General features: G+C 48.5%; 14 protein-coding genes. 6 read left to right on the top strand and 8 right to left on the bottom strand.

From position 1 onward, the window contains the following. The 6 genes from Q4A84_RS10805 to Q4A84_RS10780 all read right to left on the bottom strand — a co-directional run. Nucleotides 1–687 (bottom strand): Mbeg1-like protein (locus Q4A84_RS10805; RefSeq protein ID WP_303088944.1); only part of this gene is annotated, 687 nt, incomplete at its 3' end. Beyond that, nucleotides 684–1,382 carry a hypothetical protein gene (locus Q4A84_RS10800; RefSeq protein ID WP_303088943.1) on the bottom strand — a complete coding sequence of 233 codons (699 nt, stop codon included), beginning with the start codon at nt 1,380–1,382 and terminating at the stop codon, nt 684–686. The genes Q4A84_RS10805 and Q4A84_RS10800, both read right to left, overlap by 4 nt. Nucleotides 1,383–1,625: 243 nt before the next feature. Continuing rightward, a complete protein-coding gene (locus Q4A84_RS10795) occupies nt 1,626–2,417 on the bottom strand; it encodes a hypothetical protein (RefSeq protein WP_303088942.1) in 792 nt (263 codons plus the stop codon). Nucleotides 2,418–2,606: 189 nt separating this feature from the next. Then, nucleotides 2,607–3,080: a carboxymuconolactone decarboxylase family protein gene (locus Q4A84_RS10790; RefSeq protein ID WP_303088941.1), complete on the bottom strand. Its 474-nt coding sequence runs from the start codon at nt 3,078–3,080 to the stop codon at nt 2,607–2,609. 43 nt (nt 3,081–3,123) lie between these two features. Beyond that, nucleotides 3,124–3,987, bottom strand: coding sequence for a glyoxalase III HchA (gene hchA / locus Q4A84_RS10785; RefSeq protein ID WP_303088940.1), 864 nt, complete (start codon nt 3,985–3,987; stop codon nt 3,124–3,126). A 213-nt stretch (nt 3,988–4,200) separates the two neighbouring features. Further along, nucleotides 4,201–7,881 (bottom strand): nitrate reductase subunit alpha, encoded by a 3,681-nt coding sequence (locus Q4A84_RS10780; RefSeq protein WP_303088939.1) that lies wholly within the window; start codon nt 7,879–7,881, stop codon nt 4,201–4,203. Nucleotides 7,882–8,223: 342 nt separating this feature from the next. On the opposite strand from Q4A84_RS10780, the gene Q4A84_RS10775 reads away from it, so the two are divergent. The 5 genes from Q4A84_RS10775 (at nt 8,224) to trpE (ending at nt 13,235) form a co-directional block, all read left to right on the top strand. Beyond that, on the top strand, nt 8,224–8,652 hold the full coding sequence (locus tag Q4A84_RS10775; protein WP_303088938.1) for a molybdopterin-binding protein: 429 nt from the start codon (nt 8,224–8,226) through the stop codon (nt 8,650–8,652). A gap of 72 nt (nt 8,653–8,724) precedes the next feature. Further along, entirely contained in the window at nt 8,725–9,384 is a 660-nt protein-coding gene (gene cmk, locus Q4A84_RS10770; RefSeq protein ID WP_303088937.1) for a (d)CMP kinase, read from the top strand. Nucleotides 9,385–9,533: 149 nt separating this feature from the next. Continuing rightward, nucleotides 9,534–11,213 carry a 30S ribosomal protein S1 gene (gene rpsA / locus Q4A84_RS10765; RefSeq protein ID WP_303088936.1) on the top strand — a complete coding sequence of 560 codons (1,680 nt, stop codon included), beginning with the start codon at nt 9,534–9,536 and terminating at the stop codon, nt 11,211–11,213. A 12-nt stretch (nt 11,214–11,225) separates the two neighbouring features. Next, nucleotides 11,226–11,540 (top strand): integration host factor subunit beta, encoded by a 315-nt coding sequence (locus Q4A84_RS10760; RefSeq protein ID WP_303088935.1) that lies wholly within the window; start codon nt 11,226–11,228, stop codon nt 11,538–11,540. A gap of 219 nt (nt 11,541–11,759) precedes the next feature. Next, nucleotides 11,760–13,235: an anthranilate synthase component I gene (gene trpE / locus Q4A84_RS10755; RefSeq protein WP_303088934.1), complete on the top strand. Its 1,476-nt coding sequence runs from the start codon at nt 11,760–11,762 to the stop codon at nt 13,233–13,235. Between the two features lie 155 nt (nt 13,236–13,390). On the opposite strand, the gene Q4A84_RS10750 is transcribed toward trpE, so the two are convergent. Together Q4A84_RS10750 and Q4A84_RS10745 are read right to left on the bottom strand one after the other, a co-directional pair. Beyond that, nucleotides 13,391–14,038 (bottom strand): fumarylacetoacetate hydrolase family protein, encoded by a 648-nt coding sequence (locus Q4A84_RS10750; protein ID WP_303088933.1) that lies wholly within the window; start codon nt 14,036–14,038, stop codon nt 13,391–13,393. A gap of 85 nt (nt 14,039–14,123) precedes the next feature. After that, entirely contained in the window at nt 14,124–14,468 is a 345-nt protein-coding gene (locus Q4A84_RS10745; protein ID WP_303088932.1) for a hypothetical protein, read from the bottom strand. Between the two features lie 183 nt (nt 14,469–14,651). On the opposite strand from Q4A84_RS10745, the gene Q4A84_RS10740 reads away from it, so the two are divergent. Beyond that, nucleotides 14,652–15,317: a hypothetical protein gene (locus tag Q4A84_RS10740; RefSeq protein ID WP_303088931.1), complete on the top strand. Its 666-nt coding sequence runs from the start codon at nt 14,652–14,654 to the stop codon at nt 15,315–15,317. The last annotated feature ends 192 nt before the right edge of the window (nt 15,318–15,509 follow it).

Below are 15,509 nucleotides of genomic sequence, written 5' to 3'. Positions count from 1 at the left end.
CACCATCGGCACGGGTGTGGGGTAGAAAAAATTATCCGAATCCAAAAATAATTTATTGTCTTTCGGATTGCCGTTGCCGTATCCGCCATTTTTTAACAACTGAATTTCTTCGGGCTTGGCATAAACAATTTCCTTGCCCAGATGCGGCGCCCCGGCAGCAACGAAATCGCCACCCATACGGTGGTTGGTAATCAGCTGGGCTGCATAAGGGTTGGGTTTAGCTTCTTTTAAATTAGCGGCGCCAAACGCATTAAAAGTGTGGGTTTGCTGGTTAAAATTATTGCCGCATAGTTCGGCAACTGAACCGCCAAGAGAATGGCCTGTTTGGTAGATACGGGCATTCTTGAACTGAGGGTTTGAACTTTCAGTAAGCGAAATGGCATAGTTTGTTAATTCTTCTGCATCTTTATACTGTCGATTTATATGATCCCTAGCCATCAGCATATCAGTTTTGACATCTGCGATATCCTGCGAACCACGGTGAACAGTAATTAAATCTTTAGTATCTAGCCGTTGATAGATAGCTCCAAAATAACCATTAACTTTATTTTCACTTTGTTTAACAACTCTATAAGTAATTCCATTGAGATCAATTTCTCTATTTTTATTTAAAACAAGCTTACCATCCATATCACCATAAACATGAGCGGATAGTAGTGCAAAATCCTGCTTATTTAATTCCCTCATTTTTCCAACCTCTTGACTATTAATTCAACTGTAAATAAATCTTTCAAAGAAGTTTGTTCATCAAGTTTCAATTCCTCTGGTCTGATCCCACTGGTAACTGGGCCTGAATCTCCTTCTTTGACAAAACTCATTCTTGGGTATGATGCTTTATCATAAAAATATTTGATTGTTATTTCAGAATTCTCACGAGATACTTTCTTTAAGTCTTCCAACCTAACATCTGCAACAAGAGCTGTTTCCCTTACATCCTTCCCTGTAGCCTCTAAAACAACACTAGAGTTTAGAAACTCCCATTTACAAACACCCTGCTCGTAATAATCCTCATCCAGCGGCGTATCAGTATAAAAATCGGTAACGTAGGTCGTATCGTTTACTTTAGCCATATTGAGCAAAATATCGTATTGCGGATTAATGGTAGAACCAGCAATCCGCGAAGTCGTATAACGGCAATTCATGGCTTGATACAATTCGCTTCCTCTTACATGCCTGAATACCAATGGCGCATCTTTAATTTTGACTTCCATCTGATAATGCTGCTTGCGCTTAGGATTGATCTTAACCTGTGGCGGCTTATCGGCATAAGGCAATCCCATACGGTTGTAACCGGGCTTACGCGGCGCTTGCCCGTCTTCCCTGCCCGAACAGGCACTTAGCAATAAGGCAGCGCATAAACTGAGTAATAGAAAAGATTTCATCTTAGATTTCTCTTTCGCGTATAAGGGTAAACTGATGAATCTGAAAAAGAAAAGTATAAACAACAAGTTTTGTTAGTTTGATTATATTGTGTAATTAAATTTGGTATTGATTAAATTATGAAAAATCATCAGGTTATAAAAATAGATTCTCCAATGTAAATTTTTTATACGGCTTAAAACACCAAAAAAGAATAGCACTCCCTACAATATCCAGCTAGATCCCTTGAAATATATGTTCAATATTTATTGGTTAGCCACTTCTTCAATTGCTAGAGCAAATTGATTAAAAAAATTCCCATCTTTAATCAGATCTATGTTCTTCTCAAAATATTTTAATTTGCTCTTATCAAAACTACCTATAAAAACAATATTATAAATTTTACCATCTTCTACATCATCATAATGAACACCACGATAAATACTATACATCATGTTATTATTGGTTTTAATTTTTAATCTATGGTAAACATAAGGGGTTTTATCAGGGGATTCCTTATGCACCGTATCAACGCTCAAATATACACTCTGACCATAAAAAGCACAAAGTAGGTTAGCATCTTCTACTACTAACGGTCTATTCAAACTCCTGCGCGGAAGTGCCTTTCTATAATATTTCTTTTGGTCTTTGTCTGAACAAATAAACGGATTACTATCAGGATCTTGTGATTGAGGATTTCTAGGGTATCCTTGCGCTTCCTTTTTTCTATTCATCATTCTCAACATTGATACCAATTTATCCTTAACTTGTTGATTTGTTAAATCTTCAAAATATTTTTGTATTGCTTTGGATGAAGCACGCTCATATTTATAAGAACAGCCATCTGCATGCTTGTCCAAATCAATGGCACTCAAGAAAGCTCGACGACTTGAAGTGCTTGGTGTAAATCTTAGTTCAGCTAAGTGGCACTCAGGACAACGCATCTGGCCTTCATATGGACCATTATTATTATAATTAGTGTTATAATTTTCTATTATATTAATAGGAAGATTTTTCCTTTCTCTCAGATAAAAGAATTCTTCAAATAATATCGACATGCACTTCTCCTTTAATACAATCAATAAAAAATTTAGGCTAAAAATCTCTTTCAGTCTCATAGCATGAAAATTACATAATACCATTTGTATAATTTTTTACATAGATCTATGGGCCTTGGGCAAAACAAAGCCTGTCTGAAAACATTTTCAGACAGGCTTTTTATCTTGAATAGCCAAACTTCCCTATAATCAAAGCGCTATTTTATCCAGCCCCATTACTTTATCCATTGCGCCTGCTTCGGCATGAAAAGCAACGCCCAAACGGTTCCATGCGTTAATCTGGGCGATGGAAAACACAATATCGCACAACTCTTGGTCGCTTAATACGGCTTGGGCGCGCTGATACAATTCATCGCTCAAACCTTCTGGCGCCAATCGGGTCAGCGTTTCGGTCAGCTCCAGCGCCATCCGCTCTTTTTCGGAAAAGAGCTTGCTCTCGCGCCATACCGCGATATGATGCAACCGCAGCTCGCGCTCGCCGTGCTGACGTGCGGTTTTCACATGCATATCCAAGCAGAAAGTGCAGCCGTTAAGCTGCGATGCTCTGATTTTAATGATTTCTTTCATCAGCACGTCAATCGACAAATCGCTCAGCGCACCTTCCACTTTCAGCATTTCGTTGAATATTTTGGCACCGGTAACCGGATAATCTAATCTTTTCATATTGAGCTCCTTTAATTTCAACAGATCATACTTAATCAATCCGTTATTCTTTCCGAGCGGCTTCCAGCAATACTTCGGCTGCCAGAATGCCGAGATTATTGGCAGCCAAAGGGCTGTCGCCGCTCAATAGCTGGCGGTCATGGCAAACTTGGCCGCTAATGCCTTCGTTTAACACAACCATGCCCAGCTTTTGCAAACGCTCTGCCAACAACCAAGGCAACCGGCCGGGCATATAACCGATATCAATATTGGCGCCTTCATCGAGCGCATCGGGGAACACGCACAATTGATAGCCGGCGAATGGAAATTCTCCATGCTCCGCCGCTGCCGCCAGCGCCGCTGGGCCGTGGCAGAGCGTAATGATATAGCGGTTGTTGTCTACCGCCCAATGCAGAATCCGCGCCACTTCCTTACTTTCTGGCAGTGCGGTAAACGCGCCGTGCCCGCCGGGCACAAATACGGCGATATAAGGAGAATCTGCGGCAGTGGCCTGCTCGATAATATCCGCCAGTTTCAACGGCTTTTGCAGCTTGGGCAGGTAGGTTTGAAAAATGTTCTGCACCGCTTGGTCTTCCTGCGGCATGGCCCACATTTCGAGCTTAGCGGCGTTGCCCGACAGGGTCGCCACGTCGATTTCAAAACCGGCTTCGTGAATATGCAGCATGGGTAACAGGGTTTCGACGGGGTGATTGCCGGTGGAAAACAGCTTGCCGTTTTTCATTTGCAGATAGCGCTCGTCGGTAGCAATCATCAATACTTTGTGTTTACCACCGGTATAGGGCTCGGTAAATTTCACGCCGTTGAAATCGGTTTTCGGCGCCGTATATTGGCTCAGAGAATACGCTGAAGGAAAATAGGCATTGTATTCCGCGTGGTCGGGAACGGGGGTTTTGCTCAGTTCGCTCATGATGGGTTTCCTATTGAATTATTGTGTGAGGGATGCTCATTATAACGATTTTTCCGCCTATCAGCCCGAATGCGGCCTTTTCATTGCCAACAAATAGCGAAACCAAACAGCCTTTACCCGTTTCGGTTTTGTTATGTAATACGGGTCGCGCGCAAAAAAATGCCTGTCTGAAAACAGCTTGCAGCCATTTTCAGACAGGCATTAATCAGGCATTTACTTCACCGGTGTATCCATCCAGTCTACATGATTCATTTTCCGCACGATAACCCATTCATCACGGTTGGAACCAACGGTGCCGTAATAGTTGAAACCATAGGCCTGCTGCGCATAACCGCCGATCATATGAGTCGGTTTCAGAATGGTGCGGGTCACCGAATTGTGGATGCCGCCGCGCTTTTTAGAAACCTCGCCCGCCGGCGTATGAACGATTTTTTCCTGCGCGTGATACATCAAAATCATGGTTTCAGGGATCCGTTGGCTGACAACGGCGCGGCAAGCAATGGTACCGTTGGCATTGAATACCTCCACCCAATCGTTATCCACAATACCGGCCTTGCGGGCATCGGTTTCGCTAATCCAAACGTGCGGGCCGCCGCGCGACAAGGTCAGCATGCGCAGGTTTTCCGAATAAGTGCTGTGGATGCCCCATTTTTGGTGCGGCGTTAAGAAATTAAGCGTGATTTCTTTATTGCCGTTGGGGTATTTGCCCAGCAGTTTTTTGGTGGTTTTAAAATCGACTGCCGGTTTGTACACGCACAAGTGTTCGCCGAAATCGCGCATCCATTTGTGGTCTTGATAAAATTGCTGGCGGCCGGTCAGCGTACGCCACGGTATCAGCTCGTGCACGTTGGTATAGCCGGCGTTGTAGCACACTTCTTCGCTCTCCACGCCCGACCAGATAGGCGATGTCACGATTTTCCTCGGCTGGGCGACAATGTCGCGGAAGCGGATTTGCGTGTGCTCGCTGGCGCTGATCAAGTGAGTATGGTCACGGCCGGTTACTTTACCCAGCGCCTCCCATGCTTTTCTGGCCACATGGCCGTTGGTTTCGGGAGCAAGGGTCAAAATCATTTCCGTAGCATCGATAGCCGTTTCCAGCTTCGGTTGGCCTTCGCCCGCACCTTCGCCGCGCGTGCCGTTGAGTTTGCGCAAAAATGCCATCTCATGCTTGGTATCCCATGCCATGCCTTTGCCGTTGTTATTCACTTTTTCCAGCAAAGGGCCGACCGACGTGAATTTGTCGTAAACGGCACCGTAATCGCGCTCCACAACGCTAACTGCCGGCATGGTTTTTCCGGGTATCGGCTCGCATTCGCCGTGTTTCCAATCTTTCGGGTCGAAAGGCTGGCCCATTTCCTGCGGGCTGTCGTGCATCAGCGGCGTTAACACGATGTCTTTGCGCACACCGATGTAATCTTTGGCGATTTCACTGAATTTCTTAGCGAAGCCTTTGTAAATTTCCCAATCGGTTTTGCTTTGCCACAAAGGTTTTACCGCTTCGGTCAGCGGGTGGATAAACGGGTGCATATCCGAAGTGTTGAGGTCGTCTTTTTCATACCAAGTGGCGGTCGGTAAAACGATATCGCCGTAAAGGCAGGTGGTCGACATACGAAAATCCAGCACCACCAATAAATCCAGCTTGCCTTCGGCAGCGGGGCGTACCTTGATTTCGGTCGGCTTGATGCAGTCTTCGTCGTTTTCATCGCTCAACACGGCATTTTGCGTGCCCAACAGATATTTCAAGAAATATTCATGCCCTTTGCCCGAAGAACCCAGCAGGTTGGAGCGCCATACAAATAGGTTGCGCGGGAAATTCTGCGGATTGTCTGGATCGTTGCAAGCCATATCCAGCGAACCGTTTTTCAGACTGGTCGCAACGTATTGCGCCGGTTCGATACCGGCCGCCGCTGCCTGATCGGCCACGTCGAGCGGGTTGGCGCCTAATTGCGGCGCACTCGGCAGCCAGCCCATGCGTTCGGCTTTGGCGTTATAGTCGATCATCGAATAACGCCCCATACTGCCATCGGCATTAGGCGCCAGTATTTCATCTACGCCCACTTTTTCATGCCGCCATTGGCTGGTATGTGCATAGAAAAACGAGGTACCATTCATTTGGCGCGGCGGACGGTGCCAATCGAGAGCAAAAGCCAACGGTGCCCAGCCGCTTTGCGGGCGCAGCTTCTCTTGTCCGACATAATGGCACCAGCCGCCGCCCGATTTGCCGATGGCGCCGCACATCATCAGCATATTGATGATGCCACGGTAAGTCATATCCATGTGATACCAGTGGTTAAGGCCGGCGCCCACAATCACCATGCTGCGACCTTCGGTGTCGTGCGCGTTTTGGGCAAACTCGCGAGCCACCCGCACTACCAACTCGGGGCTTACGCCGGTGTGTTTTTCCTGCCATGCCGGCGTATACGGTTTGTCTTCGCCATAATCTTTGGCCGAGTTCGGGCAGTCCAAGCCGTTGTCGATGCCGTAGTTGGCAATCATCAAATCGAATACGGTTGCCACCAGCGCGGTTTCGCCGTTGGCCAGCGTAATGCGTTTGGCCGGCACTTTGCGGTAGATCATGTCGTCGTGTTCGCCACCGAAATAGGTGAAGCCGACCTTCGCCACCTCATCACAGCGGTTTTTGAGCGACAAAGCCGCACGCACTTCCCTGCCTTGCGCCTGCGTTTCCAGATTCCATTTACGGCTGCCGTCCCAACGGAAGCCTATCGAGCCGTTCGGTGCCATCAGCCCATCGGAAAGCTCGTCCCAAGCCAAGGTTTTCCAATCGGGATTTTGCGCTTCGCCGAAGTCATCGTTCAACTCGGAAGCGCGCAGGAAATAACTAGGCACAAAGCCGCTTTCGTCGGCTTTCAACCGCACCAGCATCGGCATGTCGGTTAACCGGCGCACATAATCGGTAAAATACGGAGAAGGATTTTGCAGATGGAATTCTTTTAAAATCACATGACCCATCGCCATCGCCAGTGCGGCATCGGTTCCCTGCTTGGGTGCCAGCCAGATATCGCCGAATTTGGCCATTTCGCCGAAATCGGAAGAAACAGCTACGGTTTTGGTGCCCTTGTAGCGCACTTCGGTATAGAAATGAGCATCGGGCGTACGGGTCATCGGCACGTTCGAGCCCCACACCATCAGATAGTTCGCGTTATACCAATCGGCCGATTCGGCCACGTCGGTCTGCTCGCCCCAAGTTTGCGGGCTGGCGGGCGGCAAGTCGCAATACCAGTCGTAAAACGACAACGGCACGCCGCCGAGTAAGCCCAGATAACGGGCACCCGCGGCATAACTCACCATAGACATGGCTGGAATCGGCGAGAAGCCGATAATACGGTCGGGGCCGTAGTTTTTCACGGTATAGGCATTGGCCGCCGCCACGATTTCATTCGCTTCGACCCAAGTAGCGCGCACAAAACCGCCCAAGCCGCGCTGGCTCTTAAACGATTTGGCACGCGCTTCGTCTTCCACAATCGATGCCCACGCCTCAACGGGCGCCATCGTTTTGCGCGCTTCGCGCCACAATTCGGCCAATACACCGCGCATCATCGGATATTTCACGCGCTGCGCCGAATACACATACCAGCTGTACGAAGCCCCGCGCGGGCAACCGCGCGGCTCGTGGTTCGGCAGATCGGGGCGGGTGCGCGGATAATCGGTCTGCTGGGTTTCCCAAGTAATCAAGCCGTTTTTAACATACACTTTCCAGCTGCACGAACCAGTGCAGTTTACCCCGTGGGTAGAACGCACGATTCTGTCGTGCTGCCAGCGGCTTCGGTAGCCGTCTTCCCATTTGCGGTCTTCCTCGGTAACCACACCGTGCCCGTTGGCAAACGGCTCGTGCTTCTGGCTGAAGAATTTCAACCGGTCTAAAAAATGGCTCATAGCGTGCTCCTGCTTTATGTTCGTTATCCCTTTTCAGACAGGCATTCGGCTAATGCCTGTCTGAAAAGGGCTGCATCATTTAAAAATTTTTTGATAGCTTGACTATAAAACAGAGCCGAAGCAAAAAATATGCTTCAAAAGGGGCTTGCGCCAAAACATTAGAACAATAAACCGCTATCTATAAAGATTAGCCGCCCTAATCCTTTTTATTTACAAACCAGCCCGCCGCTGCGGCTGCCCGCAAAAAAGCGGCTCCAACAAGCCTACCGCTTATATGCTTTATCCGTTTCGTCCGTTATACTTAACCATTTTCAGCCCTTTCTATTCCAATAAGGCTCCACCATGAAAACCAGCGCACGCAATCAACTAACCGGCCACATCAAACACATCAAACAAGGCAGCGTCAACGACGAAATCACCGTTTCACTAGCCGGCGGGCAAGAGCTTGTCGCCGTCATAACCTGCGAGAGCAGCGCGCGGCTGGCACTAAAAACCGGCAGCCCCGTCATCGCACTCATCAAATCCAGCAACATCATCATCGCCACCGATCTTGACCACATCAAACTCTCCGCCCGCAACCAACTGTGCGGCCTCATCAGCGACATCAACCGAGGCACCGTCAATTCCGTTATCGAAATCGACTTGGGCGAAGGCACCATACTAAGCGCCGGCATTACCCTAAAAAGCACCGAACAACTCAACCTGACCATCGGCCAGCGCGCCACCGCCCTGTTCAAAGCCAACGACGTTATCTTAGGCGTATTGGCCTAAATCCAGTGATTTATGCCTGTCTGAAAACACATTCAGATAGGCATAAACACCGTAAAACCCAGAGAGAAAACCATGCAACCGAAACAAAAAGTCATCGCCATCGACGGCCCTTCCGCCTCAGGCAAAGGCACTGTTGCCGCCCGCGTCGCCCAAGCCCTAGGCTGGGCCTATCTCGATTCCGGCGCACTCTACCGCCTAACCGCCCTCTACGCGCAAACCCTCGATACCGAGTGGCACAACGAAGCCGCCGTTGCCGCACTGGCCACCACCCTGCCCGCCACCTTCTCGGGTCAAACCATCCTGTTAAACGGCCGCGATGTATCCGCCGAAATCCGCACCGAAGCCATCGGCATGGGCGCTTCCGCCATCGCCTCCCTGCCCGCCGTACGCACCGCCCTACTACAACGCCAGCGCGATTTTCTAACCGAAAAAGGCTTGGTCGCCGACGGGCGCGACATGGGTTCCGTCGTCTTTCCCGATGCCTGTCTGAAAATATTCCTGACAGCCACCGCCGAAACCCGTGCCCGCCGCCGCACCGCCCAAATCGGCCTGCCCTGCCACGGCATCGAATTCGAACGCATTCTATCCGACATCGAAGCGCGAGACGAAGCCGACCGCCGCCGCAAAACCGCCCCTCTTCAGCAGCTGCCCGATGCACACCTGCTCGATACAACTCAGCTTACCATCGAAGAATCGGTAAAAAAAGTGCTTGATTGGTATGAAAAAATTTAAAATGGCTGTATAATACGCCACTCTTTGAAGCGGGCTGCGCCGAAGCGGCCCTCCGATATATGTTTACCCGTCTGCTTTGCTAAGGAAAACAGGCTTTTATCCACTTACCCTCCACACGCCTTAGCCGTGTACCGAAAGACTGATATAACATGGAAAATTTTGCCCAGTTATTGGAAGAATACTCAGCCGTACAAGAAATGAACCAAGGCGAAGTCATTACCGCCGAAGTTGTTGCCATCGAAGACAAATTCGTTATCGTCAACGCTGGCCTGAAATCCGAATCCCTGATTGACATCAACGAATTCAAAAACGCCCAAGGCGAGCTTGAAGTCAACGTAGGCGATTTCGTTACCGTAACCATCGAATCAGTTGAAAACGGTTTCGGTGAAACCAAACTTTCGCGCGAAAAAGCCAAACGCGCTGCCGACTGGATTACCCTTGAAGAAGCCATGGAAAACGGCGACATTCTTTCCGGCGTTATCAACGGCAAAGTAAAAGGCGGCCTGACCGTTATGATCAACAGCATCCGTGCCTTCCTGCCGGGTTCCTTGGTTGACGTTCGCCCCATCAAAGACACTTCCCATTTTGAAGGCAAAGAAGTTGAATTCAAAGTCATCAAACTGGATAAAAAACGCAATAACGTCGTGGTATCCCGCCGCGCCGTTTTAGAAGCCACTCTGGGCGAAGAGCGCAAAGCCCTGCTGGAAAACCTGCAAGAAGGTTCAGTGGTTAAAGGTATCGTTAAAAACATCACCGATTACGGTGCATTCGTTGATTTGGGCGGCATCGACGGCCTGCTGCACATCACCGACTTGGCATGGCGCCGCGTGAAACACCCGAGCGAAGTGCTGGAAGTCGGCCAAGAAGTTGAAGCCAAAGTCTTGAAATTCGATCAAGACAAACAACGCGTGTCTCTGGGCATGAAACAGCTGGGCGAAGATCCTTGGAGCGGTTTGGCTCGTCGTTATCCGCAAAACACCCGCCTGTTCGGCAAAGTGTCCAACCTGACCGATTACGGTGCTTTCGTAGAAATCGAACAAGGCATCGAAGGTTTGGTACACGTTTCCGAAATGGATTGGACCAACAAAAACGTTCACCCGAGTAAAGTTGTACAGCTGGGCGACGAAGTCGAAGTTATGATTTTGGAAATCGACGAAGACCGCCGCCGCATCAGCTTGGGCATGAAACAATGCCAGGCCAATCCTTGGGAAGATTTCGCCGCCAACCACAATAAAGGCGACAAAATCAAAGGCGCCGTTAAATCCATTACCGACTTCGGCGTGTTCGTTGGCCTTCCCGGCAACATCGACGGTTTGGTACACCTTTCCGACTTGTCTTGGAGCGAATCCGGCGAAGAAGCCGTACGCAAATACAAAAAAGGCGAAGAAGTGGAAGCCGTTGTATTGGCCATCGACGTCGAAAAAGAGCGCATCTCTTTGGGCATCAAACAACTGGAAGGCGATCCTTTCGGCAACTTCATCAGCGTGAACGACAAAGGTTCGTTGGTTAAAGGCACTGTGAAATCCGTAGAAGCCAAAGGCGCCGTTATCGCCTTGGCCGACGAAGTGGAAGCCTACCTGCCCGCTTCGGAATTTGCCGCCGACCGCGTTGAAGACTTGACCACCAAGTTGAACGCAGGCGACGAAGTGGAAGCCGTTATCGTAACCGTTGACCGCAAAAACCGCAGCATCAAACTGTCTGTAAAAGCGAAAGACGCCAAAGAAAACCGCGAAGCTTTGAGTTCCGTAAACGCCGCTGCAACCGCCAACGCCGGTACCACCAGCTTGGGCGACTTGTTGAAAGCCAAATTATCCGGCGACCAAGAATAATTCAGGTGCATCATGACAAAATCCGAATTAATGATTCGTTTGGCAGAAGTGTTTGCATCCAGAAACGGCAACCAACTGCAAGCCAAAGATGTTGAGTACAGCGTAAAAGTTTTGGTTGACACGCTGACCCGCTCACTGGCCAAAGGCCAGCGCATCGAGATTCGCGGATTCGGCAGCTTTGATTTGAACCACCGCCCCGCCCGCACGGGCCGCAACCCCAAAACCGGCGAAAAAGTTGAAGTACCGGAAAAATATGTTCCACACTTCAAACCCGGCAAGGAATTGCGCGAGCGCGTAGATCAAGCCTTGTTGAACAGCACTAAATAATTCGTGAAACCAAACGCCGCATCATGCGGCGTTTTCTATGCCTGTCTGAAAACAGTCGTTCGGCCATCCGGCGAATCTGCTATACTCATCGACAATCCATGTCAATCATAAACATTAACTTAACAGACGTCTCGACTACCACAGCCCTGCCGTATCCCATCTCACCATGCTCAGCTTACGATATCGTTTAAAAAGCTAGTTAAACAGCCCAGCCAGATTATGATTACCTTACAACAATTCCGAGAACAAGCCGCACAAGGCTACAACCGCATCCCTTTGGTGCAAGAATTATTGGCCGATTTAGACACGCCACTTTCGCTCTATCTCAAGCTGGCCAACCAACCCTTCACCTATTTGCTCGAATCCGTGGTAGGCGGGGAGCGCTTTGGCCGCTATTCCTTCATCGGCCTGCCTTGCAAAACTTACCTGAAGGCCGCCGGTAAACATGTGGATGTTTACCAAAATGGCCAAATTGTCGAACAATACGACGGCAATCCCTTGCCCTTCATCGAAGCCTTCCATCAACGCTTCAAAACGCCCGAAATCCCCGGATTGCCGCGTTTTACCGGCGGTTTGGTCGGTTATTTCGGCTATGAAACCATCTACAATTTCGAACAGTTTTCCCACCGCTTTCACAACAGCAACAAACTGGACAGCATAGGTACACCGGATATTTTGTTGATGTTGTCGGAAGAATTGGCGGTTATCGATAATCTCAGCGGCAAAATTTATCTGATCGTTTATGCCGACCCGGCTGTCGCCAACGGCTACGAACAAGCCCGCGCCCGTTTGGAAGACTTGCGCGTCCGCCTGCGTCAAAGCTGCGCCATTCCCTTATCGCTGGGCAGCACGCCAACCCAACCCGAGCACGAAACCGGCGAAACGCGCTATAAAGAATATGTTCGCCGCATTCGCGAGTACATCCTCGACGGCGATTGCATGCAAGTGGTGCCGAGCCAACGCATGAAGCTTGAGTTTACCGATCATCCGCTTTCGCTCTACCGCGCTCTGCGCACGCTCAACCCATCGCCCTATATGTTTTATTACGATTTCGGCGATTTCCATATTGTCGGTTCTTCGCCCGAAATTCTCGTGCGCCGCGAACGCGATACCATCATCGTGCGCCCTATCGCCGGCACGCGTTTACGCGGAAAAACGCCCGCCGAAGATCTGGCAAACGAGCAGGATTTGCTCAACGATGCAAAAGAAATCGCCGAACATGTGATGCTGATTGATTTAGGCCGTAACGACGTCGGCCGAGTCAGCCAAACAGGCCAAGTCAAAATAACCGACAAAATGGTGGTTGAGCGCTATTCGCATGTGATGCACATTGTTTCCAACGTAGAAGGTCAGCTTCAGGCAGGCATTACCAATATGCAGATATTGGCTTCCACCTTCCCCGCCGGCACGCTTTCCGGCGCGCCCAAAGTGCGGGCGCTGGAAATCATTGAAGAATTGGAGCCGAACAAACGCTGCATTTATGGAGGCGCAGTCGGCTGCTGGAGCTTTAATAACGATATGGATCTGGCCATCGCCATCCGCACCGCCGTGATTAAAAACCAAACCCTTTATGTGCAAAGCGGCGGCGGCATCGTAGTCGATTCCGATGAGGAAGCCGAATGGCAGGAAACGCAAAACAAAGCCCGTGCGGTTTTACGGGCAGCGCAAATGGTGCAGGAAGGTCTCGATAAATAAATATTTTTCAGACAAGCATGGTTTTCCAAACCATGCCGCAATATTCACGCGAGCAGAAACAAACCATGATCTACAGGGGCTAAACTGAATTAGCCCCTCTTGTTTGTTGCAAACGATATTTGCAACAAACAAGCTTATCCGTAAAAATCAGCCACTCAAGCCACCTCAAATCGAGCTTGCACCGCACCTGCTAAATCCAATTCCAGCTTATCACCCGAGTGCAGTTCACCCACGCCCGCAGGCGTACCGGTAAAAACAACATCGCCTGCTTTCAAACCATAGCTTGCCGAAAGTTCGCGTAAAATCGCCTCAATCGGATAAATCATCAAAGCCGTTTTACCCAGTTGGCGCACTTCACCGTTCACGCGAAACGTAAACGTACAATCTTGCGCATCACCCAGCTTATCCGCTGCAATAAAATCCGAAACACATGCCGCACCGCGAAAGCCTTTGGCTTTAGTCCAAGGCAAGCCTTTTTCCTTCAAACGGCTCTGTACATCACGGGCAGTCAAATCCAGCCCTATGCCGTAACCGGCAATCAAATGCGCAGGGTTATCCCCCGCATCATCCGAATCTGCACCAATCAGCAACACCAACTCGCATTCATAATGCACAGATTGGCTGTATCGGGGCAGGCATATCGTTGAGCCGCTTTGCAGAATACTGTTATTCGGCTTCATAAACACCACCGGCTCGGAAGGCGTTTCGTTTTTCAATTCAGCGATATGGTCAACATAATTGCGACCGATGCAATAAATATTGTTTACGCGAATAGCTTGGTTTTCCAGATAAACTTGCGTCATACGCACCCTCTTGCGTTGAATAAAATAGAAAGAAACAATGCCTGTCTGAAAGTGTTCAGACAGGCACTAGTATAACGGGAAACGTTTATTTTTCCGTCAAACAATAAGCACACAGGAAAAAAATCAATTGCGCCAGATTCAACGTTGCTCCGCCCAGCATCGCCGCTGCCAAATAAAATATTGCGCTAAACGTAGCAAACAAAACACCCCACAACAATCTTAACGGCGAAGCATCCAGCATCAACATCGCCAAGCCAACATTCCCGCCCAACCGGTCAAACAAAGTTTGGCTAAACAAAGGATAACGCTGCGGCGACTGCACAAAGCCCAACAACAACATATCCGCCACACTCCAACAAACCGCCGCAAACACCCCGGACAGCAACAATAACCGCGTTGAGATCAGAGGGCGGGGCAAAGCATCATCCATCAAGCCTCCTTTTAATATTCAATAAATATTTCAATAGATTATAACAAGCGATAGAATCCATTTCCTTAAAAATAAACAGTGCTTGACCAGAACCAGCCAATTTTTTACCCAACAGATTTATAATTCATACTAATTGGAAGCCTTCTGATTACTTGATAAATCTTATCTTATAAAGAGCCTTTTATGAAACCTCTTACTTTCCTCTTAACCGCAGCTTTATTATCTGCTGCCAACCTGAGTGCTTGCAGCGAGCCGGAGAATGGGATGAGCATTCAAGAACAAACGGAAAAGCGTTTCCAGTTAAATCCCCATCCCAAGCAAGCCTACCAAATTAAAATCAAAACCGATGATGCGCCCGGGCCGTTGAAGCTAGTAAATAATATGGATGTCGGCTATATAGCGGACAACTGTTCATACATTATAAGTAAAGTTGCTGGGGCTTCGGCGAAACCTGAGAAGCATTTCCCAATAAGAATCCAACAGATTGGACAGAATGAATACGAAACAAAGGTTTATCTTGATGCGATGCAAGATGAAGATTATTTTGGACAAGGTGTTTGTCATTGGAAAATGATGGGATTTGGAACTTCATTTAAAGCCACAGGGAGGCTAGAGGAAACAAGATTTAATGTTAGTGATTTAATAGAAAATCTGATAAAAGAAAAAATAATAACCAAATATTACTGGAAAGGTGCATATCCTTATTACAAAAATGCAGACGGTTCTATGCAAAAGAGGATTGATGGCGTAGGCGCAACTGAATTTGGAGAGCCTTTAACTAATTATCGCCCAGATCAATATAAGGATTTATTTAAGATAACAGTTACTTTAGAGGAGCTTAAGCAATGAATCAGCCTAGCATTTCACAATATGCCGCTACAGTCGCCCGTCAAAGCATAAAGCCGTCTGCAAAAGGCAGGTTGGCTGTTTCCCGAATGAGTTTATAATTAAGCCGTTTGAATGTTATTCAGACGGCTTAATTATCCATGGGGCTGTCCTAGATAACTAGGGAAATTCAAATTTAAGTTAGAATTATCCCTA

Origin of the sequence: Neisseria sp., from assembly GCF_030527965.1 — a bacterium.
Classification (GTDB): Bacteria; Pseudomonadota; Gammaproteobacteria; order Burkholderiales; family Neisseriaceae; genus Neisseria.
This window is presented reverse-complemented; position numbering and strand designations above follow the sequence as displayed.

Bases quoted from the DNA above. Each gene is read 5' to 3' on its own strand.
- Q4A84_RS10800 (WP_303088943.1), bottom strand. From the start codon at position 1,382: ATGAAATCTTTTCTATTACTCAGTTTATGCGCTGCCTTATTGCTAAGT.
- Q4A84_RS10795 (WP_303088942.1), bottom strand. From the start codon at position 2,417: ATGTCGATATTATTTGAAGAATTCTTTTATCTGAGAGAAAGGAAAAAT.
- Q4A84_RS10790 (WP_303088941.1), bottom strand. From the start codon at position 3,080: ATGAAAAGATTAGATTATCCGGTTACCGGTGCCAAAATATTCAACGAA.
- hchA (WP_303088940.1), bottom strand. From the start codon at position 3,987: ATGAGCGAACTGAGCAAAACCCCCGTTCCCGACCACGCGGAATACAAT.
- Q4A84_RS10780 (WP_303088939.1), bottom strand. From the start codon at position 7,881: ATGAGCCATTTTTTAGACCGGTTGAAATTCTTCAGCCAGAAGCACGAG.
- Q4A84_RS10775 (WP_303088938.1), top strand. From the start codon at position 8,224: ATGAAAACCAGCGCACGCAATCAACTAACCGGCCACATCAAACACATC.
- cmk (WP_303088937.1), top strand. From the start codon at position 8,725: ATGCAACCGAAACAAAAAGTCATCGCCATCGACGGCCCTTCCGCCTCA.
- rpsA (WP_303088936.1), top strand. From the start codon at position 9,534: ATGGAAAATTTTGCCCAGTTATTGGAAGAATACTCAGCCGTACAAGAA.
- Q4A84_RS10760 (WP_303088935.1), top strand. From the start codon at position 11,226: ATGACAAAATCCGAATTAATGATTCGTTTGGCAGAAGTGTTTGCATCC.
- trpE (WP_303088934.1), top strand. From the start codon at position 11,760: ATGATTACCTTACAACAATTCCGAGAACAAGCCGCACAAGGCTACAAC.
- Q4A84_RS10750 (WP_303088933.1), bottom strand. From the start codon at position 14,038: ATGACGCAAGTTTATCTGGAAAACCAAGCTATTCGCGTAAACAATATT.
- Q4A84_RS10745 (WP_303088932.1), bottom strand. From the start codon at position 14,468: ATGGATGATGCTTTGCCCCGCCCTCTGATCTCAACGCGGTTATTGTTG.
- Q4A84_RS10740 (WP_303088931.1), top strand. From the start codon at position 14,652: ATGAAACCTCTTACTTTCCTCTTAACCGCAGCTTTATTATCTGCTGCC.